Origin of the sequence: Vibrio sp. L5-1 (genome assembly GCF_021728315.1) — a bacterium.
Classification (GTDB): domain Bacteria; phylum Pseudomonadota; class Gammaproteobacteria; order Enterobacterales; family Vibrionaceae; genus Vibrio; species Vibrio splendidus_K.
On sequence record NZ_JAKKCQ010000002.1, the window covers coordinates 49,620 to 72,598 of the forward strand.

The 22,979-nt window shown below is 43.6% G+C and carries 22 protein-coding genes; 16 read left to right on the forward strand and 6 right to left on the reverse strand.

All coding sequences use genetic code 11. The features are described from left to right. Nucleotides 1–133 precede the first annotated feature (133 nt). The 6 genes from L3V35_RS06800 (at nt 134) to L3V35_RS06825 (ending at nt 5,507) form a co-directional block, all read left to right on the forward strand. A complete protein-coding gene (locus L3V35_RS06800; protein ID WP_017077255.1) occupies nt 134–940 on the forward strand; it encodes a substrate-binding domain-containing protein in 807 nt (268 codons plus the stop codon). A gap of 189 nt (nt 941–1,129) precedes the next feature. After that, nucleotides 1,130–1,828 carry an ABC transporter permease gene (locus L3V35_RS06805; RefSeq protein WP_017068184.1) on the forward strand — a complete coding sequence of 233 codons (699 nt, stop codon included), beginning with the start codon at nt 1,130–1,132 and terminating at the stop codon, nt 1,826–1,828. A 10-nt stretch (nt 1,829–1,838) separates the two neighbouring features. Beyond that, nucleotides 1,839–2,558, forward strand: a complete 720-nt coding sequence (locus tag L3V35_RS06810; protein ID WP_004733775.1) for an energy-coupling factor ABC transporter ATP-binding protein — start codon at nt 1,839–1,841, stop codon at nt 2,556–2,558. Then, nucleotides 2,536–3,120 (forward strand): molybdenum cofactor guanylyltransferase MobA, encoded by a 585-nt coding sequence (gene mobA / locus L3V35_RS06815; protein ID WP_004733776.1) that lies wholly within the window; start codon nt 2,536–2,538, stop codon nt 3,118–3,120. The genes L3V35_RS06810 and mobA overlap by 23 nt, the downstream gene beginning before the upstream one ends. Next, complete coding sequence (locus L3V35_RS06820; RefSeq protein WP_237299007.1) at nt 3,120–4,937, forward strand: bifunctional molybdopterin-guanine dinucleotide biosynthesis adaptor protein MobB/molybdopterin molybdotransferase MoeA; 1,818 nt, start codon at nt 3,120–3,122, stop codon at nt 4,935–4,937. Before mobA ends, L3V35_RS06820 begins: the two co-directional genes overlap by 1 nt. A gap of 303 nt (nt 4,938–5,240) precedes the next feature. After that, nucleotides 5,241–5,507: a DUF2960 family protein gene (locus tag L3V35_RS06825; protein ID WP_004733780.1), complete on the forward strand. Its 267-nt coding sequence runs from the start codon at nt 5,241–5,243 to the stop codon at nt 5,505–5,507. A gap of 205 nt (nt 5,508–5,712) precedes the next feature. Here L3V35_RS06825 and nagK read toward each other — a convergent pair whose 3' ends face one another. After that, entirely contained in the window at nt 5,713–6,621 is a 909-nt protein-coding gene (nagK, locus tag L3V35_RS06830) for an N-acetylglucosamine kinase (RefSeq protein ID WP_004733781.1), read from the reverse strand. Between the two features lie 162 nt (nt 6,622–6,783). Next, nucleotides 6,784–7,530 carry a tRNA-uridine aminocarboxypropyltransferase gene (locus L3V35_RS06835; protein WP_237299009.1) on the reverse strand — a complete coding sequence of 249 codons (747 nt, stop codon included), beginning with the start codon at nt 7,528–7,530 and terminating at the stop codon, nt 6,784–6,786. Nucleotides 7,531–7,598: 68 nt separating this feature from the next. On the opposite strand from L3V35_RS06835, the gene L3V35_RS06840 reads away from it, so the two are divergent. After that, on the forward strand, nt 7,599–8,402 hold the full coding sequence (locus L3V35_RS06840; protein ID WP_237299011.1) for a sterol desaturase family protein: 804 nt from the start codon (nt 7,599–7,601) through the stop codon (nt 8,400–8,402). Nucleotides 8,403–8,643: 241 nt separating this feature from the next. Here L3V35_RS06840 and L3V35_RS06845 read toward each other — a convergent pair whose 3' ends face one another. Continuing rightward, nucleotides 8,644–10,689 (reverse strand): methyl-accepting chemotaxis protein, encoded by a 2,046-nt coding sequence (locus tag L3V35_RS06845; RefSeq protein ID WP_237299012.1) that lies wholly within the window; start codon nt 10,687–10,689, stop codon nt 8,644–8,646. 104 nt (nt 10,690–10,793) lie between these two features. Between L3V35_RS06845 and L3V35_RS06850 the strand changes: the two genes are divergently transcribed. Further along, complete coding sequence (locus L3V35_RS06850; protein ID WP_237299014.1) at nt 10,794–11,279, forward strand: NlpC/P60 family protein; 486 nt, start codon at nt 10,794–10,796, stop codon at nt 11,277–11,279. Nucleotides 11,280–11,393: 114 nt separating this feature from the next. Here the strand turns inward: L3V35_RS06850 and L3V35_RS06855 are convergent, their stop codons facing one another. Then, on the reverse strand, nt 11,394–11,738 hold the full coding sequence (locus L3V35_RS06855) for a DUF3802 family protein (RefSeq protein WP_004733787.1): 345 nt from the start codon (nt 11,736–11,738) through the stop codon (nt 11,394–11,396). Nucleotides 11,739–12,354: 616 nt separating this feature from the next. Here L3V35_RS06855 and L3V35_RS06860 point away from each other — a divergent pair. Both L3V35_RS06860 and L3V35_RS06865 read left to right on the forward strand, forming a co-directional pair. Further along, nucleotides 12,355–13,221 carry a fructosamine kinase family protein gene (locus L3V35_RS06860; RefSeq protein WP_054547752.1) on the forward strand — a complete coding sequence of 289 codons (867 nt, stop codon included), beginning with the start codon at nt 12,355–12,357 and terminating at the stop codon, nt 13,219–13,221. A gap of 93 nt (nt 13,222–13,314) precedes the next feature. Beyond that, on the forward strand, nt 13,315–13,518 hold the full coding sequence (locus L3V35_RS06865) for a CPXCG motif-containing cysteine-rich protein (RefSeq protein WP_004733789.1): 204 nt from the start codon (nt 13,315–13,317) through the stop codon (nt 13,516–13,518). Between the two features lie 175 nt (nt 13,519–13,693). On the opposite strand, the gene L3V35_RS06870 is transcribed toward L3V35_RS06865, so the two are convergent. Then, nucleotides 13,694–14,302 (reverse strand): riboflavin synthase subunit alpha, encoded by a 609-nt coding sequence (locus L3V35_RS06870; RefSeq protein WP_237299015.1) that lies wholly within the window; start codon nt 14,300–14,302, stop codon nt 13,694–13,696. A gap of 426 nt (nt 14,303–14,728) precedes the next feature. On the opposite strand from L3V35_RS06870, the gene L3V35_RS06875 reads away from it, so the two are divergent. Then, the gene (locus L3V35_RS06875) at nt 14,729–16,099 is read left to right on the forward strand and encodes an MATE family efflux transporter (protein ID WP_004733791.1); all 1,371 of its coding nucleotides are present in this window, start codon (nt 14,729–14,731) and stop codon (nt 16,097–16,099) included. A gap of 118 nt (nt 16,100–16,217) precedes the next feature. Here the strand turns inward: L3V35_RS06875 and L3V35_RS06880 are convergent, their stop codons facing one another. Next, the gene (locus L3V35_RS06880) at nt 16,218–17,060 is read right to left on the reverse strand and encodes a DNA ligase (protein ID WP_029405054.1); all 843 of its coding nucleotides are present in this window, start codon (nt 17,058–17,060) and stop codon (nt 16,218–16,220) included. Between the two features lie 311 nt (nt 17,061–17,371). Between L3V35_RS06880 and L3V35_RS06885 the strand changes: the two genes are divergently transcribed. The 5 genes from L3V35_RS06885 (at nt 17,372) to L3V35_RS06905 (ending at nt 22,971) form a co-directional block, all read left to right on the forward strand. After that, nucleotides 17,372–17,701, forward strand: a complete 330-nt coding sequence (locus L3V35_RS06885) for an STAS domain-containing protein (RefSeq protein WP_004733793.1) — start codon at nt 17,372–17,374, stop codon at nt 17,699–17,701. Between the two features lie 62 nt (nt 17,702–17,763). Continuing rightward, complete coding sequence (locus tag L3V35_RS06890) at nt 17,764–18,600, forward strand: OmpA family protein (RefSeq protein WP_017086732.1); 837 nt, start codon at nt 17,764–17,766, stop codon at nt 18,598–18,600. Next, nucleotides 18,597–20,696: an SLBB domain-containing protein gene (locus tag L3V35_RS06895; protein WP_054547757.1), complete on the forward strand. Its 2,100-nt coding sequence runs from the start codon at nt 18,597–18,599 to the stop codon at nt 20,694–20,696. The genes L3V35_RS06890 and L3V35_RS06895 overlap by 4 nt, the downstream gene beginning before the upstream one ends. Continuing rightward, complete coding sequence (locus L3V35_RS06900; RefSeq protein WP_065205216.1) at nt 20,696–21,385, forward strand: tyrosine-protein kinase family protein; 690 nt, start codon at nt 20,696–20,698, stop codon at nt 21,383–21,385. Before L3V35_RS06895 ends, L3V35_RS06900 begins: the two co-directional genes overlap by 1 nt. Before the next feature lie 593 nt (nt 21,386–21,978). Next, a complete protein-coding gene (locus L3V35_RS06905) occupies nt 21,979–22,971 on the forward strand; it encodes an ABC transporter substrate-binding protein (RefSeq protein ID WP_054547759.1) in 993 nt (330 codons plus the stop codon). Nucleotides 22,972–22,979 lie beyond the last annotated feature (8 nt).

Consider the following 22,979-nt stretch of genomic DNA (forward strand, 5'->3'; position numbering starts at 1 on the left):
TATTGGCATTAAGATTGCTTATAAGGTGTAGATTTCTAATTACAACAATTAGCGTCTTATGCACATGCCCTTTTTTAAGCCCTTTAAAACTGAAGGCATGTCATTCATTTATAACAGAATGGACATAATAATAATGAAAGCAATTCCCCTAACTATTGCAGCTCTATCTATCGTCAGTTACACGGCTAGCAGCGCGGAAGACACCACCCATATCAAATTGGCGACAACCACAAGTACCTACCACTCAGGTCTACTTGACTACTTATTACCTGAGTTCGAAAAAGATTCTGGTATCAAAGTTGATGTTTTAGCGGCGGGTACAGGTAAATCACTTCGCATGGGTGAGAATGGCGATGTAGATCTAGTGATGACTCACGCACCGAAGGCTGAAGCGAATTTCGTAGAGCAAGGTTACGGGGTTCTACCTCGCAAGCTGATGTACAACGACTTTGTCATTGTTGGTCCTCAAAGCGATCCAGCGAAGATTGAATCTCAAAAAGCAGTGACTGATGTGTTCAAAGCAATCGCGAACAATAACGTGACCTTCGTTTCTCGTGGTGACGACTCTGGTACTCATAAGAAAGAGATGGGTATTTGGGCACAAACTAAAATGGAACCAAACTTCGGTGGTTATCGCAGTGTTGGTCAAGGCATGGGCCCTACTCTGAACATGGCGTCAGAGATGCAAGGCTACACCATGACAGACCGTGGTACTTGGTTGGCTTACCAAAACAAATTGGATCTTAAAATCCTTTTCCAAGGTGACAAGAACCTGTTTAACCCTTACCAAGTGATTCTTGTTAACCCAGAACGCTACCCGAGCATCAACTACCAAGCTGCGAAAGTATTCAGTGACTGGCTGGTTAACCCTAAAGGTCAGAAATTGATTAACGACTTTAAACTGCACGGCAAACAGCTGTTTGTTGCGAGCGCAGAATAGTTGGTTGTAAGTAAAGCGTAGCGTTGAAGGTCTAGCCAAAACTAACAAGCACTACACTTAGCTAAACAGTTAACGAAACACTCTTAAAAACAATAGCTGGCCAATTCGAGCTCAAATAGTTTGTGTCAGCTATGATTAACATCAGTCATTACCGATAAAGACCTATTATCGATTCACACGAGATACTTCATGACCCTATGGCAAACAACGATTGATGCAATGAACCTACTAGTGAGTTTTGACCACGAATTGTGGAAAATCGTCGCGGTATCTTTCAGCGTATCTTTGTCCGCCATCTCATTAGTGATTGTTCCTGCAATCCTTATGGCTTTCTTATTGGCTTATACCGAGTTCCCCGGGAAGTGGGCATTGTTATCGGTGATCAACACCCTGCAAGCTATCCCAACCGTGGTTATCGGTTTGTTGATGTACATGATGCTCTCTCGTTCTGGCCCACTCGGTGATTGGGAATTACTGTTCACCCAAAAGGCGATGATCCTAGGTCAGATGCTGATCTGTTTCCCAATCCTAGTCGCGATGATGCACGGCGCTCTCCAAGCCAGTGACCGCCGAGCGGTTGAAACGGCGCGCACGCTTGGCGTATCAACGACTCGTGTGGCGTGTACGTTAATTTGGGAAACGCGCTTCCCTCTTTTAGCTGCAACTATCGCTGCCTTCTCTCGTATCGTCACTGAGGTTGGTTGTTCAATGATGGTCGGTGGCAACATTATGGGGATGACAAGAAACATCCCAACAGCTATCGCTATGGAAAGCCACAAAGGCGCATTCGCTCAAGGCGTCGCCCTCGGTATGGTGTTATTAGCATTGGCATTAGCCCTTAACTTTTTCCTTTCCAGTGTGAGAGGAAAAGGCTATTTAAGAACTTAGGAACGCTGTCATGAGTATAAAAATAACAACGCAGCAAATTTCAATGCGCTACAAAGAGCGTGTTTTGTTCCATATTCCCGAATTGTCGATCGGCCCCAACGATGCCATTTATCTCAAAGGAGATAATGGTGTGGGTAAAACGACCCTACTTAAAATATTGTCTGGATTGATTCAGCCAAGCTCTGGCCGCATTCAGTCTCCAACACAAAGCTGGCAGCAGATCTTATTCCCTAGGCTCAAGTTCAAAGACATTATCTACCTGCATCAAACCCCTTATCTTTTTGATGGTTCGGTGTACCAAAATGTCGCTTATGGCATTCGCTTTAACAAAGAGAGCCAAAAAGATAAGCGAGCTCAAATAATTAATGCGCTGAGAATGGTAGGTTTAGAAACCTTGGCAGATGAACACATTTCTGTGTTGTCTGGGGGTGAGCGTCAACGCGTTGCAATGGCACGAGCTTGGATTCTTAAGCCGTCAATCTTGCTTATGGATGAACCAAGTGCCTCTTTAGACAAAGAATCTATTGAAAGATTGGTGATAATGGCCGAAGATCTTCTTCAAAGAGGCGCGAGTTTAGTCATCACGAGTCACCAAACTAACGCGTTAACCGACTTATGTAAGAAGCAATGGTGGATCAAAGACAATACTTTGACCGAATCGCCGCTTCTGCAAGTTATTCAGAAAGATAAAGCACAAGAGAATATTTATGCTGCTTCCAACGCAAACTAGTTGGGTTATTTTGGCTGGCGGACAGGCCAGCCGCATGGGCGGAAAAGATAAAGGACTTGTTGAGCTCAACGGTTCTCCGCTTATTCAATACGTTATAAACAAGCTGTCACAGCAAGATGTCAGCATCACCATCAATGCCAACCGTAACTTAGACAGTTACCAAGCATTTGCTCCGGTTGTTTCCGATTCCTTCCCTGACTATCCAGGTCCATTGGGCGGCATTCATGCTGGCCTTAAAAACGCGAGTACAGACTGGGTCGGCTTTGTCCCTTGCGACAGCCCACAAATCAGTGACGACCTTGTTGAGCGTTTTTGTTCTGCAGTCAAAGAAGACAGCGACATTCTTGTCGCGCATGATGGCGAATTTAAGCAACCTGTATTCACCCTATTCCACAAACGTGTTCTGCCAAAGCTAGAAGCGTTTTTGGAACGTGGTGATCGTAAAATCATCTTGCTATACAAAGAATGTGTTACCGAATACGTTGATTTCAGCGATTCTCCTAACTGCTTTGTTAATCTGAACACGCCAGAAGAACTCACCCAATTCGGAACGCTTCAATAATGAAAGATTCAAAACAACGCCCTAACCTTCCTCTATTGGGCTTTGCTGCTTATAGCGGTACAGGCAAAACGACCGTACTTGAAGCTCTGCTTCCGCTGTTGACTGATGCGGGTTTAAAAGTGGGTGTTCTTAAACATGCACACCACGATTTTGATGTCGATAAGCCGGGTAAAGACAGTTACCGCTTACGTAAAGCGGGCGCGAATCAAATGCTGATCGCTTCGCGTAACCGTCACGTGATGATGACAGAAACGCCAGAAGCCGAAGCTGATTTTGATTACCTACTGACACGTTTCGATACCAACACGCTGGACTTGATTCTGGTTGAAGGCTGTAAGAACATCGCTTTCCCAAAAATTGAATTGCACAGAGACGAAGTTGGCAAACCTTGGTTGTATCCAAACGATGACAACATTATTGCCATTGCTGCAAACAGCCAAGTTGAATCAGACTTGCCACAAATGGCGATCAGCGACTTAGAGGCAATTCGTGATTTCATCATTGAATATGCTCAGTCATTCGACCCTTCATCGAAAACAAGCAAAACAGCGTCGTGTTCATCTTCAAAAGACGATTCACCTGTTGTGTGTTGTGACTCCTTCTCTCCTGCTGGCCTAAGCGTTACGCAAGGTCAGCAAAAGATCGTCGATAGTATTGATGCGCTCGACCTCACTGAGAGTGTTGAATTACTACAAGGCTACGGGCGTGTGCTCGCTGAAGATGTTATTTCACCAATCAACGTACCTCAGAATACTAACTCTGCAATGGACGGCTATGCGATCCGTAGCGAAGACCTAGAATTGGACAGCTACAACATCGTTGCTGAAGTCATGGCAGGTCACAGCTACGAGCAAACCGTTCAACAAGGTGAAGCCGTTAAGATCATGACGGGCGCTCCAATGCCTGAAGGCGTTGATGTGGTAGTCATGCGCGAACAAGCCGTCCAAGATGGCGATAAGGTTAGCTTCCCAGGTGCGAAAATCTCAATTGGACAAAATGTCCGTATGGCGGGTGAAGATTTAGAAATCGGCCAACCTGTCTTTACTCGTGGTACACGCATCGAAGCACCTGAAATGGGCATGATGGCGTCGTTAGGTTTTGGTACCTGCCCTGTCCTGCGTAAAGTTAAAGTGGGTGTGTTCTCCACGGGTGATGAAGTTCAAGCACCGGGCAGCGAGCAAAAACCAAACTCTATCTATGACTCAAATCGTTTTACTATTATCGGCATGCTTCAAAAGCTTGGCTGTGACATCGTAGATTACGGCATCATTGAAGATGATGAGCAGAAGATGATGGACGTGCTGCACTCTGCGTCGTTAGAGACCGACATGGTTCTGACTTCTGGTGGCGTGTCTGTTGGTGATGCTGACTACATCAAACTCGCGTTAGATAAGTTGGGTGAGATTAACTTCTGGCGTATCAACATGCGTCCAGGTCGCCCTCTTGCTTACGGCAAAATTGAAGACAAACCTTTCTTCGGTTTACCGGGCAACCCAGTAGCCGTGATGGTGTCATTCATTAACTTTGTAGAACCCGCGATCCGCAAGCTACAAGGTCAAACGAACTGGACGCCAGTGAAAGCGAACGCGATAGCAACTGAGCAATTACGTTCTCGTCAAGGTCGTACTGAGTTCAGCCGTGGTGTGTTCTCAATGAACGAATCAGGCGTGCTTGAAGTGAAAACAACCGGTAAGCAAGGTTCAGGTATTCTACGTTCAATGAGCGAAGCGAACTGCTTAATCGAAATCTCACCAGCGGTTGATACCGTGAAAGTTGGTGAGACGGTAACGATCATTCCTCTTCAAGGGCGTGTTTAATTTAAGGTTCAATGAGACCTAAATTGACTTACCAGATCTTTAATTAACTTAGCTGCTTTTTAATCGACTTAGAAGCTCTTTTCCAGAACATAGATGAAGCCCCTTCTATAGATTTTTCGATATTATGGGGCTTTTTGTTCTTTTCGCTTCGTGAAAAACAACCTGTTCGTTGCCTAAAAGACAAATAGCTTAAATTACGCTAAACGTTAGAACGATAATCTTAAGATTTTTTATCATAACCTTGAGCCACGTACTGTTTTTATGTAGAGTGCGCGCAAAGTAATAATTCTATTGGAGAGCATCATGGCTCGTACCATTCTGTACACTTACAAAGACGAAGACAAAGAGTTACTGTTTTCGAAACAAGAACACCGCACGATCCAAGAAGCTGTCGCTGCAGCTGAAGGTATCGACATTACTGAGTACCTAAAAACTGAGCAACAGCTTGAGTTTATTTCTGATACTAAAGCGGTTCGTAACTACCAAGATAACTATTTCCGTAAGCTTGGCTTCACTAAGCTTACGTTGAAGCAAAAAGACAACCTTGGTGTTGGAAAAAAGAAGAAATAAGCCCTCTGGCTTCTTTTCTCGATCTGTAGCTTCTAGCTTTTCGTTTTCACTTGAGAACTAAGAAGTTAAGAAGTTAAGAAGTTATAAGAGCTAACGAAACGAAAACACTGAACAATAAAAAATGCCGCAACCTCTTTCGAGATTGCGGCATTTTTATTTATGCTTTTAACTATCTAACCTTAATTCGCTTAACGGTAAGTAACGATTACTTAATGTTAAGGAATGCTGCGCCACGAACGCCGCCTGAATCACCGTGCTTCGCTTTGATGATTTTTGGACATTTCGCTACAGACAATAGGTATTTAGGAACACGCTTTGGCATCTCTTCGTAGATAAGTTCGAAGTTTGAAAGTCCACCACCTAGAGCTACAACATGCGGGTCAAGTGCAGTAAATAGGTTTGCGAAACAGATAGCCAATAGCTCCATGAAACGGTCAACGTGCTCAGCTGCTTTAGCTTCGCCTTCGTTGTACGCTTGGATGATTTCAATCGCTTTCTTTTTCTCACCGAAGTAGTGTTCATAAATCAGTTCAAAGCCGCGACCAGATAGGTAGCTGTCTAAACAACCTTTCTTGCCACAACCACAGCCTAGTAACGGTGCGTTGTCGCCAAGGTGGAACCATGCATCAATAGGAAGACGCATATGGCCGAGCTCGCCAGCAACGTGGTTACGTCCTGAGAATACTTTGCCATCAAAAACCAAACCACCACCAAAACCAGTACCTAAAATTAGGCCCGCTACTGATGGTTCATCTTTCAATTCATCATCCCACGCTTCAGACAGCGCAAAACAGTTAGCATCGTTCTCGATTTTAACACTACGACCAATCAGCGCTTCTAAGTCTTTGCGTAATGGCTTACCTGTTGAAGCCGGCACGTTAACAACAAGCATGGTGCCGTCGTCCGCATCTTCCATACCAGGAAGACCAAGGCCAATTTTGCCTTCGCAAGAGAATTCGCTATCGTATTTTTTTACCAAACCGGCAATCGTATCAAGTAGCAGTTGATAATCTTCAGTAGGCGTTGGTACGCGTTCGGTTGCTACTCGCTCAAGTTTTTCATTGAACGCACCAAACTCAATTTTTGTGCCGCCAACATCAAAGCCGTAATACATGAAATCTCTCCAATTTTTCCCTAAATTCGGGCAAATAAATTTTTAAATTAAACAACTAGGAAGCATTATCCATAACACTCCCCCTACAAACCGTGATAGATAACAAACTTATCTCGTGTTCGAATCTGTTTGAACAACAAGTCAGCACAAAGCGGTTAAAGGTTAGAGTGACGTCTCACTTTTAGTATGCTCTATGAAAGCATTCAGGCTTGGTTTGGTTGGATCCGATTTATAACGTGTCTTACTCAACATGTAGCTTTCACGAAATGCTTCAAACCATAGCTGTAAAGTCTTAGCGCCCTGCTCTTCACCGGCTTGTTTCAAAACTAAGCTCGCGACTTCGGCCGTTGATAGATGTTGTTCGTTGTCTGACTTACGCATCATGTATTGAGAAACCGATTCCGGTTCAATCGACAACACAGGTAAATCTTGCAGATACTCTGAACGACGGAAGATACGTCGTGCTTCGCGCCAACTGCCATCAATGAAAATCAGCAACAGTGTTTTGTTTGGGTCACGCATTTGTGGCAGATCTTGAACTACGCGCGTTTTGTCGTCGGTATAGTCTTCAGGGAATACGATCACAGGTTGGTATTTGTCATCTTTGAGGACATCCAACATCTCTTGATTTGGCTCAGTACGATGCCAAAGGTAGGCGTAACTGTCTTTAACCGTATCAACAATCAAACGGCCAGTGTTACTTGGCTTTAAGATTTCGTTGTCTGACAAGATCAACATAGTCGCGACGTTCGTATCAACGTTAGGTTGATGCTCACAGAGACAGCTGTCTTGTTTGATTTTACAGAATTCACATCGCACGACTTTACACCCGCGCGCATTAAACGGTTTGGTAGCAATGGACAAACGATGTTGATATAAACGGTGAAAAGCGTGGATTCTCATGGACAATAACGATAACTCTAGAAAAGTGGCACGATTGTACTTACAGTGTCCTTAGAATGATAGAAGGAATTCCCATGCAAGACCCATCACTGCTTCGCCTTGTTTGTTTTATTGTCGTTTTTGGATTGTGTGCGCTTTGGGAATACCGTTTTCCGCGTAAAACACTGACTCAAAGCAAATGGTTTCGTTGGGGGAATAACTTTGCGTTGGTTGTTTTGAACAGCTTTCTATTAGCCACTCTAATTCCTATCGCAGCATTCCAAGCGGCGGTCATTGCACAAGAAAACCAATGGGGTCTGTTCAATACCCTGTCACTTCCTAAAGAACTCACCATTCTGATCTGCGTTTTACTGTTAGATTGCGCCATTTACCTGCAGCACTTGTTGTTTCACCGTGTTCCTTGGTTGTGGAAGCTGCACCGAGTTCATCACGCTGATCTCGATATCGATGTCACAACGGGCACCCGCTTTCACCCAATAGAAATGATTCTTTCAATGCTGATTAAAGTGAGCTTGGTCATAGCACTTGGTGTTCCAGTGATCGCCGTTGTCATCTTCGAAATTGTGTTGAATGCCAGTGCCATGTTTAACCACAGCAATGCGCGTCTACCGCTGTGGATTGATAAGCGGTTGAGAAAAGTGATTGTGACACCAGACATGCACCGCGTTCATCACTCGGTTATCGTGAAAGAAACCCACTCAAACTTCGGTTTCTTTTTATCTGTGTGGGACATCTGGTTTAAGACTTACCGCGCTCAGCCAAAGCTTGGCCACGATAAGGTTCAGATTGGCGTTCCAGAGATTCAAGATGGTAAAGAACAACGCTTAGATCTAATGCTACGTCAGCCATTTGCACGATTCCCGACGACGAAAAACTAGGTTCTAATACACCTGAGTCTCAAGCTTGTATTGAGACCAAACTTATCTTAATAACGAAGTTAGCTTAAATACAAACTTAGCTGAATGCCAAAACAAAATGCCCTTAGATTCTTGTGAGAACCTAAGGGCATTTCTGTATCGATAGTCGTTATAAGCGTAGTTAGTGACTAAGTGCTGCTAGTACTTAAACTCTTGCGCACACTAACTTAACTCTCACGCACGTTTATTTCAGCACGCTTGTTTATTTCAGTACATATTTATGAAGCATAGCTTGTTGGTGCCCTGCTATCTCTCCGACTTGCTCTGAACTCTCGATCATAGATTCAAGTTGCAGTTTAGTATTCTCACCCTGCTCAGACACGCGAGTGATAGAATGCGTTACATCGACAGTCGCACGTGCTTGTTGTTCGGTTGCCACCATGATTTGTTCAACACGTCCTTTAATCTGGCTAACCGCGAATTCGATTTTCTCGAAGGCTTGTTTTACATCGCCACTGGTTTCCAGTGCGTTGGCCATTTCACTTCTCGATTCCGTTACAGAAGCGCGTGATCGGTCAGCCGCCGCCACCAATTCGTTCATCATATTACGAATATTAGTGGTTTGCTGGGAGGTACCACTCGCCAGTTTACGTACTTCATCGGCAACCACTGCAAACCCGCGGCCTTGATCTCCTGCTCGCGCTGCTTCTATTGCGGCATTCAATGCGAGTAAATTGGTGTTTTCAGCAATACCACTGATCACGTCGACCATTTCACGAATCTGTTTAACGCGAATATCCAAGTCCGTCATCGATTCTTGATTCAAGCTAAGAGATTGCTCGAGTGCTTGTAATCGCTTCTGATTAAGGCCGACCACTTGGCTACCATTGACTGATTCGTCTTCTGCTATCTGCGCGTCGTCATTCGATGCGTTCGAGATACGAGCAATCTCACCAATGGATGCTTCAAGTTCTGTAATTGTGGCGATCATATTCTGTAGTGATTCGTTCTGCTCGTTCAAGCTTGAATTGGTTTGCTCGGCAGCGTCATGGCTTACTTCAGCGGTTTGATAGAGCGTTTCACAGTTGCGCGTTACCAAACGAACCGAATCCGCAGTTGAATCTACGACCGTATTGAGTTTTGAAGTAATAACTTGCAGCTCTAGCGGCCCCATCAGTTCACTTTGTTTAGAGAAATCATGCTCTGCGAGTGAACTCAGTTGTTGAGTAATGTTTTTAAGCCCTTTATTCATCCAGCGACGTAATACAAACCATGAGAGCACGATGATTATGGCAATCACTAGCCCGCTGATAAACAACACACGATCAATGTTGGTGATGGTTTGATTTACAACGAGTTCACTTTCATCAATCAGGTGGGAAGCGGTAGAAGACAACTGATTCAATGTGGTGATGACGGTATTCGCTAAGGTAATGACTTGCGTTAAGTTCTGCTCTTGCTGCTGAACCAGTTCGAGTTTCAAGAGGATTTGTTTGATTACACCTTCTTCGGTAAAGCCTTCTTTCACCATCTCGTAAGGCGCCGTCAAGCTCGCGAACTCAGCGATGTCTGGGTGCCAATCGGCAAAATCGCTGTAAGCCAAGTTAAGGCCTGCGATTCGGTTTCTCAATTGACGGTATTCGTCTTGTGCTTTATCAATGTCAGATTGCATCATCAACATCAAGAAGGTGTTCGCCATAGCAGACGCACTGGATGTAAATCGGTTCGCTGCATCGCTCGCTTCTGGGTTGTCTTCAACCAAGAATGAGCTGATTCGATTCATTTCTGGTCCGATTGAGCCAACACCATAACGAAACTCGCCCATTTTACTGTCGATTAGGTTTTGCTTACTTTGAATCTCAATCTGCGCCAGCAATACCGTATTAGTCATGGTTTGCAGTTGCGCCATATCATCAATAAGGTTTTGTTGTTGCTCTAAAGAGATCGCATCAGGAAAAGATTGGGAGATAAAAAGGAGTTCCTCAAGCGTGGTATTACTCTCTGTTGCGAGTTGGTCAATTGAAACCCTTGTCGAATTCAGCGCATCTAAGTCGGTTGACTGGGTGCTATAGGTGAGAAGTTTCACTTGCTCTAATACGCTTTGCGTTAATTCGGCATTGTGTAAAGCAAGGGGTAAAGCTTGTTCTGAAAGTGCGTCAAAATGTCCTCCGACTCGTTCAACTCCCCGAATGCTAACCATTGATAAAAAACTAACGAGTAAAAGAATGGAAATAAATACAGCAGTGACGGTTTGAATGAGCGAGAATGTATAACGTGAGGGTTTTATTGATAAATTTGTGTCGGGCATGTGAAATCCAGTTTGACTACGAAAAGAGATATCCTTAAGTTAGTTCGTATACTAGAAGTCCTTGATGACGTTTTTATTTCAGTTTTTTGTCAGAAGAGTTACATATGAAATTCAGTAAAATGGCTGTAGTTACAATAACTTTAGCAACATTGGTTGCTTGTAGCTCGTCACCATCGCCTTCTCAGCTTAGTCAAACCGCACAGAAACCCCTATCAAAGTCAGAACAATTGACTACAAACGCTTATATGAGTGTGTATGAGCAGTGGAAAGGTGTGCCATACCATTTCGGTGGGACATCATTTCGAGGCGTAGATTGCTCCGCTTTTGTTCAAATTGCCGTGCAAAATGCGACACAACAAGCCCTACCGAGAACCACAAAAGATCAGAGTAAAAAGGGAAAAGAAATAGCGTATGGACAAGCAACAAGCGGAGATTTGGTATTTTTCAAAACGTCGATGACGGTAAGACACGTAGGTGTGTATTTAGGAAATAATCAATTCCTACATGCTTCGACATCGAAAGGTGTCATTATATCGAGGTTGGATAACCCTTATTGGGCTTCAAAGTTTTGGCACTTTAGGCGTTTATAGCTGTTTAAAGTCTTAACCGCTAAACGAGGTCACTTTTAAAGCTACGACGTAAACGCCTATCATCGTGAACATAATCATCGTGAAAAAATGACTAACGAGGAAATAGACAAATAGTTAGTCGTATTTAGCGACAGCAGAATCAAATAGATTCTTCACTAGCGCGATGTATTCATCTAGAAATACAATTTGCTCGTTGGTCGCTTTCTTAGCCCATACACCCGCTAATACTTCGCCTAAATCCGCTACCACAGCATCGGCTTCTTTCAAAAGTTGAAAACGAACACTCGAATGCAACTCTGGATTTTGCTCAAAAATAGCCATGATGTTTGTTGAAATCATGTCTGTGATGATGTCTTCAACACTCTCATTGCCTGTATCGCCATTACTATTTGTAAAGACATCCAGATTAAACGATAAGTGCTCGATCAGAGCCAAATAGCCATCGGTTTCTACAACCACAATAAATCTCCGTTTTAAGCTCAAGAGCAGATTAATACGTACTTGCTTAATACTATGTAAATGAAGCGATTTGTCATCACTTTATTACCAAAAACCGTATTAAAATGATCCTAGTTAGTATTTCAGCTTAAATATTAAACCAATAGCTGAATATATACATGTTGCTAGATGTCTGTTGGTCAAGATACTTGCAGACTCAGCACGTCATCATTACTCGGCTATTAAAGGGTTAGTAAATAGCTAGCAAGCTGAGATGGTCACGTGCCCTATCGTTAACTATAGTCGTTTCAACCTACTCTAATAACACATTTAAGTTGATGCGTAGACAATAACAAGCTCCAACTACTTTTCCAGTTTGTTTCGACCAAAACCGTTTCGATTGTGAGGCCTGTTCCAAACAATTCTATAACTTTGCGTTGCCAATTTCTGTTTGTATTTCAAAGAGCTTGAATCAGTTCGAGTTCACAAATCAGCCAATTGATTCTACATAAGGTGAAGAACAGATAAGAACATTGACGAGTACGTCTATAAATTGCTCAAATTTATCCTAAACTATGGCTAACAAACAGTATTTCTAACCTTCAATTTTTTAACTTTCAGTCTTTGAGGATTTCCTATGTGGCAGGCCATTTCTCAACAACTTTCAGATACTCTTCTATTTAACTTTCAGATTACTGAACGTACCAAGGTTTCTGGTGGTGACATTAACGATTGCTATATGATCAGCGATGGTAATGAACGCTACTTCGTAAAAGTGAACCAGCGAGAATTTTTACCTAAGTTTGAAATCGAAGCTGAGAACTTACGCTTGTTAAGAGAAACCTCCACCGTTTATGTGCCTGAGTTGGTACTGATTGGTAAAACCAAAGAATGCTCATTCATTATTCTCAATTACTTGCCAACTAAGCCGCTTGATACGGGTAATAACAGCTTTGATTTCGGGGTGCAGCTTGCTCAGCTTCATAAATGGGGCGAGCAAAAAGAGTTTGGTTGTGACCAAGATAATTATATTGGTAGTACGCTGCAACCTAACCCTTGGCATAAGAAATGGGGTCGTTTTTTCTCTGAACAACGCATCGGCTTCCAACTGCAATTGCTAAAAGAGAAAGGCATTGAATTCGGTGATATTGATGACATCGTTGATGTGGTGAATATGCGTCTTGCTGGCCACAACCCTCGCCCTTCGTTGCTTCATGGTGATCTATGGAATGGCAACGTAGCGAATTCAGCCTTTGGGCCAATCTGTTACGACCCCGCTTGTTATTGGGGCGATCATGAATGTGACTTAGCGTTAACGGAATTGTTTGATGGGTTTCCAAAAGAGTTTTATGAAGGTTACCAGAGCGTCAATCCACTCGACGTTGGCTATACTGATCGGAAAGACATTTACAACTTGTACCATCTTCTTAACCACTGCAATCAATTTGGCGGCGAATATTTGGCACAAACTGAGGCGTGTATTCAGAAGATACAGGCCGTTTAATACCAATCACAGCTAGCTGTTGCGGTCTATACAAGCTACTGCGATCTTTAAAGCTAATACGATTTGGACAAGATACAGTGAGGAGAATTAGCCATGCATAAATACACAGAGAAACATGTCTCGTGCCCCCACTGTGGGCATGCAATCAGCATAACGCTCGATGCTTCTAATGGGAGCCAAGATTTTTATGACGATTGTCCGGCGTGTTGCAATGCCATTCACCTCGATATGCAGGTGGATGAAGTCAGAGACAGAATTAATCTCTCGATTGATGCAGACGACGAACAAGTCTTCTAACACCTACTCTCTTGTCGAGTTGGAGCTACGCTTCGATTTAGAGCTTCCCCTCGATTTTGAGGCTAGCCTAGAAAAACACAAATAGAAAAAGAGCACCTAATGTGCTCTTTTTTAATATCTTCGACTTTTACTTGGTGTCGCTTTGGGGGCAAATGCTATTGATAAACCGTCACTACTATTTCTGGTTTGCTAGTACGCGTTCAACAGTATCAACAATCGCTTGTGTTTGAGGATCAAACTCAATGTTTACTTGGTCGCCTACTTCACGGCCGCCAAACAGAGTACGATTCAGCGTTTCTGGGATCAGGTGAACAGAGAAACGGCTCTCTTCCACTTCACCGATTGTCAATGAACAACCATCAACGCCGATGTAGCCCTTGCTCAACACATACTTCATTGATTCTTGCGGCAGCTCAAACCAAAGCGTACAGTTATTTTCTGTCTTAATCACATCAACGAGGTTAGCCATCAGAGTAATGTGGCCAGACATACTATGTCCGCCAATTTCGTCACCAAACTTTGCTGCACGCTCAACATTCACTTTGTCACCAACATTCAGTTGGCCCAAGTTCGTCAATCGCAATGTGGCTTGCATTAAATCAAAAGCAATCTGATTGCCCGAAATTTCCGTTACCGTTAAGCAACAACCGTTATGAGCTACTGAGGCACCAATTGCTAATCCCTCAACCATTTCATCTGTTAACTCAATGGTATGAGTCTGAAACAGCTCTTTTTTGTTTATTGCAACCAGTGTTGCCATGCCTTGAACGATACCTGTAAACATAAGATTCCTATTTAGCATTCTAGGGCGTGTTGACCTTTCGCGGTTAAATTTTGTTCGAGATAAAAGCGTTTTAATCGCGGCGAGGGGGAAGTAGCCTAGCATCCTAAGCAAATCTCCCTCAACAAAGAGTAAAACGCTTTTAGCCGAACCCTTCGGGCAGCGTTTGCTGGTCATTTATACTACGTTATCGGCTTCTCATGTAGGCTAGCTACACATCAAAGCCTCTGCCTTGTATTAATACCCAGCAATTCGCTGCAAAAATCAGCTCGAACGATCAACACGCCCTAATAACAGTTTTTCATAGCAGTTATTGTGACATTTCTTTATGATTCGTCCAGTGGAAGCTTAAGATCATTGCCTCTGATTCCTTCAGAATGTCCTTTCCTACACTATTATTCTAATTTTCCCTCTTATTTGGAGTTGTTTGTGCATCGTTACAAAGAAGAATCCTCGAATCTAATCAAACTTGCGACCCCAGTATTGATCGCATCTGTTGCACAAACTGGAATGGGTTTTGTTGATACCGTGATGGCCGGTGGTGTAAGTGCTATCGATATGGCAGCGGTTTCGATTGCAGCAAGTATCTGGCTACCATCAATCTTATTTGGTGTAGGTCTTTTGATGGCGTTGGTTCCTGTTGTTGCACAACTGAACGGTTCAGGCCGCCAAGTCAAAATCCCATTTGAGATTCAGCAAGGTGCATTTTTGGCACTCGTCATCTCGTTACCTATCATTGGCGTGCTGTTCCAAACGCAGCTGATATTGGAATGGATGGACATTGAGCAACTCATGGCAGATAAGACCATCGGCTATATGAACGCGGTGATGTTTGCTGTGCCTGCGTTTTTGCTGTTCCAAACATTGAGAAGTTTTACGGATGGCATGTCTTTAACTAAGCCTGCCATGGTGATCGGTTTTATCGGCTTGCTATTAAACATTCCGCTAAACTGGATGTTCGTATACGGGAAACTTGGAGCCCCTGCTCTTGGTGGTGTTGGCTGTGGCGTTGCAACGGCTATCGTCTATTGGGTGATGTTTGCACTGTTGTTCGCTTATGTTTTAACATCAAAGCGTTTGGCTAAAATCAACATCTTCGGGACGTTCCACAAACCTCAACTTAAAGCTCAAATTCGTTTGTTTAGACTTGGTTTTCCAGTTGCTGCCGCTATCTTCTTCGAGGTCACGCTATTCGCTGTGGTTTCCTTATTAGTTGCCCCATTAGGTTCATTGGTTGTTGCCGCACACCAAGTCGCGATTAACTTCTCTTCTCTCGTATTTATGATTCCAATGAGTATCGGTGCCGCCGTGAGTATTCGTGTTGGCCATAAGTTGGGTGAAAACAACACTGAAGGTGCGAAGATCGCAACACACGTGGGTATCATCGTCGGTTTGGTAACCGCCTTTATGACAGCGGCATTAACAGTATTGTTTAGAGAGCAGGTTTCGTTACTTTACACGGAGAACACGGCAGTAGTTACCGTTGCAATGCAATTGCTATTGTTCGCTGCGGTTTATCAATGTACCGATGCAATCCAAGTTATCGCTGCAGGTGCTTTGCGTGGATACAAAGACATGCGTTCGATCTTCAACATTACCTTCGTAGCGTATTGGTTACTTGGTCTTCCTATCGGCTACATCTTAGGAATGAAAGATTGGATTGTTGAACCTATGGGCGCACATGGCTTCTGGATTGGTTTCATTGTCGGCCTAACATCAGCTGCCATTATGCTGGGTATGCGTTTGCATTGGATGCATAAACAAGACGATGATGTTCAGCTAGAATTTAGCTCTCGTTAGATTCGTACTCGCTAAACCGGTATCGCCGTTATTACATACAAAAAGAGCTCTGATTTTCAGGGCTCTTTTCGCTTACGGCTGTAAATAATTTAGGGGCGATTAGTTTATACTCAGGAGATTAATACTCACTCTTTTCTCGAACAAAGCGCGCAAACTTGGGCTTTCCGTTTTGCGTAAAGCCGTTATACCGGAAGGTGATTTGACTGCCAATTTCAGGCGGTGCAAGTCTCATCTGGTCACTGAACCCGCTTCCAATATAAAATTCAACACCCTCTTCTGTGTGAACCAAAATCGAACCCATCATCCCTTTATACTTCCCTGTTCCGCCTTTGTAACCAATAACCGTGGCTTCTGCATCGTGATGCCTTTTAAGCTTTAAAAGGTCATTACTTCGACCGGCTTGATAGCGACTGGTGATCTTACGAAGCATCAAACCTTCACCATTACTCTCATCGACATTATCGAGTTGATGGAAAAGAGCTTCTTCATTGTGAATCGGTACATGTTCGATGTAGCTGACATGAGGTTCTCCAATCATGCTTACCCAATGCAAGATGTTGTAATAGCGCTTTTGATAATCACCAGCAGCCCCTGGCATATCAAACAGCATGAAATCTATTTGGCGCCACGCTACGTCACTAGGCGTATGATCGAGGACGGTAGATTGGACTAAGTGGAACTGACCTCTTCCTGCCCACAACTCCCCTTCGAGATGTACCTTAGGCAAGTTTTTTGTAAACCACTTCGGTGAGTAAATGCGATTCCCGTTTCGAGTATAAAGGTGTTGTCCGTCCCAAAGAGCCCGAATCCCATCAAGCTTTTCACTCTTCCAGTATTCAGAGACATCAATGCCTTGTTGGTATGTATTGGCCAGTACCAAATGGTCGGGAGGTAAATAGGATGAATGAGAAGAAAGCGAACACGCCCATAGAGTTGCTATCGCCAATTTAGTTAATCTCATCATCTGCTCCGTATTGATATCTGTAGTGGTCAACAAACGCCTTTAATCCTAAGCGTTCTGACACGTAGGTAGACAACCTTTGCTAGAAGATGCGATCCACACATCAACCTTATTTAACTTTCAATTTCATTCATATAATTAATGACTTATGGGTCTCAAATGTTCACCCATTTTTAGTTCTCATATTGAGAAACCGACTTTCTCAATATGAGATAGAGATTAGCGCTTTATTTAAGTTATTGAAAAATATAAACATAAAAGTTGGCACATTCAGTGCAATTGTCCATACATACTCAAAAGGAGATATCGCTATGGAACTACGTAAGATTGATTTAAATACAACGACACTGACTCTTTCTATCTTCGGTGATTTAGATGCAGCAGGTAGCCGTGATGCTCAGACCGATATTGACGATGTAATCTCAAATGATGGCCACCCTGAAATCGAAGTTGATTTTAGCCAAGTTGAGTTTTTAGATTCATCTGGTGTTGGCGCGATTGTTTACATGTTCAAACGCCTAACTGAGCGTGAGCGCAACATGCGACTTGAAAATGTGACTGGCCAGCCTCTTGAAATTATGAACTTGCTACGCATTGGCCACGCTATTCCAGTAAATTCAAAAAATCCTACAAATTCATGAAGATCCACTAAGCTAGAAGTAACAAAACATAATAATAAAAAGTAAAAACATAGGACGTTGGCATGAAAATACTGAAAAACTACATAGCCCTTTCTCTGTCTGCTTTGGTTCTAGGTGGCTGTACTAGCTACCCTGAACAAGGCACCGGCGGTTTGGCTGAAAGTTATGACTCTATTAATTACCAAAATTCCGACTTTTCTCCTGTGATGCCAGACGAACCTCTTGGTCCTGAACACGGATTACGTTTTGATTGGCAACTGGCTAAATTACATCTTGATGCCTTGATTCAAGAAGGCGCCCGTTGGTGCTTCCCCGCTGCTGTTGTGCAAGCGATAGAGAAGCAAAATCGTATCGCTCGTGAACTGCAAGGTGGCCTGCTTCTAGATGCGGCCAACGACCTAGTCATTCAAAGAAAACGCTTAAATGAACTTGAAGTCCAACTCGACTATGTGACCTCACAAGCCCGCTGTGAACCACCAAAAAATGAAAACCAATTTAGAATGCAATTGTCGGTTATCGAACAGTTGTACGACCTGCTTAACGTTGACAACCAATTCGCGGAAAACTCTACTGAAGTCAATCCCAAGTACATGGGACGACTTGCCGAGGCGACCACACTACTGAAAGAACATAAATCTCTAGACCTTGTAGTTACGGGTCATGCCGATGCTACGGGTACCGAAAAATTTAACGATGATTTGGCACTTGGACGTGCTAAACAAGTCGAACGCTACCTGACTATTTTTGGCTTAGGTGCTCAGCGAATCAAGGCAGTATCTGTTGGTGAAACCGTCCCCCTTTTTGAGGGTGAGTCTGACGGCACTCGTTTAACGAACCGTCGAGTAAGTATCGAAGTTATCTCCCCTAAAAATGCCGAGAAAATGGGAGGTGGATTATGAAATCATTGATCGCTTTTATCATCACTCTATCGTTATGCTTTACGAATGTCGTGAATGCGAGCGAAGAGTTTTCAGACGCGGTTCAAGTCGGTGACCTTATCCAAGTTAACGTACCCGGTGAAAGTACGTTAAACACAGGGTTCCAAGTGGATAAACGTGGACGTATTACACTTCCTGAAGTTGGCGCCGTATTTGTTGCCGGTTATGACAGTGAGCAGCTTAACAAAGTCGTTCTAGAATCACTGGCAACCGCTTATAAAGACCTTTCAAACGCTTCGGTGTACGTCAAAGAACAACAAATCATTATTTACGTTCAAGGTTATGTAGAACAGCCTGGCGAATACACACTGTCATTGGGTTCTAGCATCCAAATGGCGCTTTACGCAGCCGGTGGATTACGCCCGGGAGCACAACTGGACAAATTGATTCTCAAGCGAGGCGCGGACAAGAAAGAGTTTAACTATAAGCGCTTCCTTGATTCAGGTGACGAATCAACGCTACCTACTCTGCAATCACTGGATTCGCTTTTTGTTCCAGCATCGCCATTAGTAGGCAATATTGAACAAGAGTTCGACGCAGCAAAGCTTGCTAACTCTGGTGACAGTGCTGACTCTCGCAATTCAATCAAAGTATTTGGCGAGGTCAACGCACCGGGTTCGTTCACTTATAAAGAGAGCACCGATCTTGTCGACGTACTAATGCGCTCGGGCGGTGTGACTCGTTATGCCAGTGTTGAGCAAATACGAGTAATTTCAAACAACACGCCTACGCTATTCAACCTTAAACGTTATTTAGATTCTGGTGACGAAAGCCTACTTCCAATCTTACGCCCGGGTGCAACCATTTTTGTGCCGAAGCAAGAAGAAGAGATCAAATCCGGCGCAAACATGGTTTACGTCATGGGTGAAGTTGCCGCTCCCGGTGCTTTTGAAGGAAAAAGAGACGCCACCTTCATGGATATCCTTGCGAATGCTGGCGGTCCGACTCGATTTGCAGAATCGCGCCAAATACGTGTGATCAAGGCGGATGGCAGAGTCCTTAAATTCGATTTAGCGGCTTACACAGAAGGTCTACCTAATTCTAATCCACCGAGCATTAAAGCCGGTGACGCTATTTTCGTTCCAGAGAAAACCGACATGAACGAGAAGTCTTGGTTGAAGATTGCACCAGACAGAGCGGTTAACGTTATCGGTGAAGTCAACCGACCAGGTCGTATTGAATGGTCAGATGAAATGAACTTCATGGGATTATTGGCTCACGTCGGCGGTCCTACGTTACGTGCTGACACCTCAAAAATTGAAGTCGTGACGGGTAGAAAGATGGTTGTGTTTAATCTTGATGATTTCATCAGAAATGGCGCGCCACGAGATCTGATGCCGCAAATTCGTGCAGGATCTATCGTCCGTGTCCACGACTTACCACAAGACCCTTCAGACAATAAATCTCAATGGGTACGTCAAAGCTCTGATGCTTCGATCTACATTTTTGGACAAGTGAATGCACCGGGTCGTTACCGCTTCACCAAAGACATGCACTTCCTTGATATCTTGTCTGCGGCTGACGGCCCTACTAAGGATGCCGATATACACAACGTTCGTGTCACGCATCGTGATAAAACCTACTCTAAAGTAAGCAAACTCAATCTTTCACTGTACTTTGAAACCGGTGACGAATCATTACTGCCCAATGTAACCACCGGTGACACCATTTATATCCCAGAGAAAGGTAAGAACTGGTTAGACACACCGAAAGAAGAAACAGTTCGTGTGCTTGGTGCGATTAACAACCCAGGTCGCTATGTGTTTAACGACAACATGACCATTCTAGATATATTGGCAGAAGCGGCAGGCCCTACTGACAATGCTTACGTAGAGAAAATTACCATTGTGAATATGTCTTGTTGCCAAGGTCAAGCTCGTACCTTCGACCTTGTTGAGTTCAGCAAAACAGCCAATATTTACAACTTACCTGTGCTACGCGCTGGTGACACCATTTACATCCCAGATCGTCGTGAAAGCTTTATCGAAAAAGCACGTGTCGGATTAGATGACATACTACGTATTACGACCACCATCGTACTAATAGGAGCTTTATAATGACTATTTCAGCAACCCATGCCGAAGTCGAGCAACTGTATTTAGCTTCTGAACTTAACGGTCAGAAATCGATTTGTGTGACGGCCTGTCACTCAGGTGACGGGGTAACCTCTGTTGCAACTGCATTAGCGGAACGTTTTCTTCTTGCTGGTCACTCCACGCTTTATGTTGACCTCAACTTATACAACCCCGCTTTCAAAGATTTGAACATGTTAGAAGACAGTCAACAGGGGCAGTTAATAGAACATGTTGAGTCTCACCGGATGTTCATTGGTGTCCCGGCACCTCAAGTGGCATCAACACAGCTTGCTTATAAAGACCCGACAACGCTACAAACAGTAGTGAACAAATGGTTAGAGAAATACGATAGAGTCATCATTGATACCTCACCGCTTCTCAACATTAACAAAGGGAATATCCCTGCACAGTCTGTTGCGAGTGCCTGTGACAGCACATTGATGGTTGTCGCCTATGGTGAAACGTCAACTCACCACCTAGAACAAGCGAAAAAGCTGCTTGATGCACAGAGTATCAATCTAATGGGCAGTGTGATGAACATGAAACAAACTCCTAGCTTTGCACAAGAGCTGGTAAGACAAATCAATCGAATGAAATTCCTTCCAACTAAACTTCGCGATAGCTTGGCAAACAAGCTGTATCAAAATGAGTTTTTAAACCTGCCGATGTAACTTTTCCGTGCCACTGTAACTTTCTTGTACAACTATAGCTTTCTTGTACAACTGTATGGCTGTCATTGATACCATGACAGCCACCTATCCTATTAAATTTCATGCCGTGACAGCTCTAAATGCCCCAAAACCAAATTGGGTGTTTTTGGCGAAATTATTATTGAAAATAAGATTTTAAAAACCATTCAACGCATTTCACACACGCCAACCATGGTCTTACCACCTTTAAATCCCTTCAGAAATCAACAGCCCCATGCCTAACTTTAGCGGTAATGTGACACAGACGGTTAAAGTGCCATGTAAATCGCATCAAAGATGGAATTCGTACGATTATTCCCTAAGATTATAAATAGAGGTGGTTTTTGACGAATTTGTAATAGTTTGACAAAGTTATCCGATGGCTGTTGAAACACAGTGGATGAATTGGCAAATCACACTTCACTGACTTTGCACGTTTATCTATTCAAACTTCACCCATCCCTCCTTCTGCTCAAATGGTTCAAATACACGGAAAGGATCACCATCGAGCAATTTAGATAATCGATTTACCTTGGTTACCTTAGTTGTATTATTAAAGAGAAAGGAAACTCAATATGAAATACAAGTTAAGCTCCGTATTTTTGTTAGTAGCAGCAGCCAGCGGTAATGCTAACGCTGGAGAATGTGGCAGCGTAACAATCGCAGATATGAACTGGAACTCTGCAACACTGATCGCCAATATCGACCAATTCATCCTAGAACATGGTTATGGGTGTGATGCTGAACTTATCCCTGGCGACACCATGCCAACAGGCACATCCATGATTGAAAAAGGCCAGCCTGATGTTGCACCTGAACTTTGGAGCAACAGCTTAAAAGATGCATTGGACAAAGGTGTCCAAGAAAAACGTCTTCGCTACGCAGGTAAAGCACTTGTGAATGGTGGTGAAGAAGGCTTTTGGGTTCCAGCTTACTTAGTTAAACAATACCCAGAGATGGCAACCATCGAAGGTGTACGTAAAAACGCTAGCTTGTTTAAGCACCCTGAAGACCCAGATACATCAGCATTCTACAGTTGCCCAGCAGGCTGGAACTGTCAGATCAGCGCCGGAAACTTGTTTAACGCTCTTGAGCTGGAAGACAGTGGTTTCACGATTGTTGATCCAGGCTCGAGTGCCGGCTTATCTGGCTCTATCGCAAAAGCTTATGAGCGCGAAGAAGCTTGGTTTGGTTATTACTGGGCGCCAACTGCCGTTCTAGGTAAATACGACATGGTTAAAGTTGACTTTGGCAGTGGTGTTAATGAGCAAGAGTTCCTAACTTGTACCACTAAAGAAGACTGTGATTCACCTAAAGCGACCATGTACCCACCTTCACCAGTGCACACAGTCACTACAGAAGACTTCGCATCGAGAGCACCAGAGGCTTACGACTACTTCACTAAACGTGGTTTCACTAACGACAAAATGAACTCACTTCTTGCTTGGATGGAAGACAACCAAGCGGATGGCGAAGAAGCGAGTATCCATTTCTTGAGTGAGTTCCCAGAAATATGGCACCCATGGGTTTCTCAAGAAATCGCTAAGAAAGTTGAAGCAGAGCTGTAAGAGCTTGG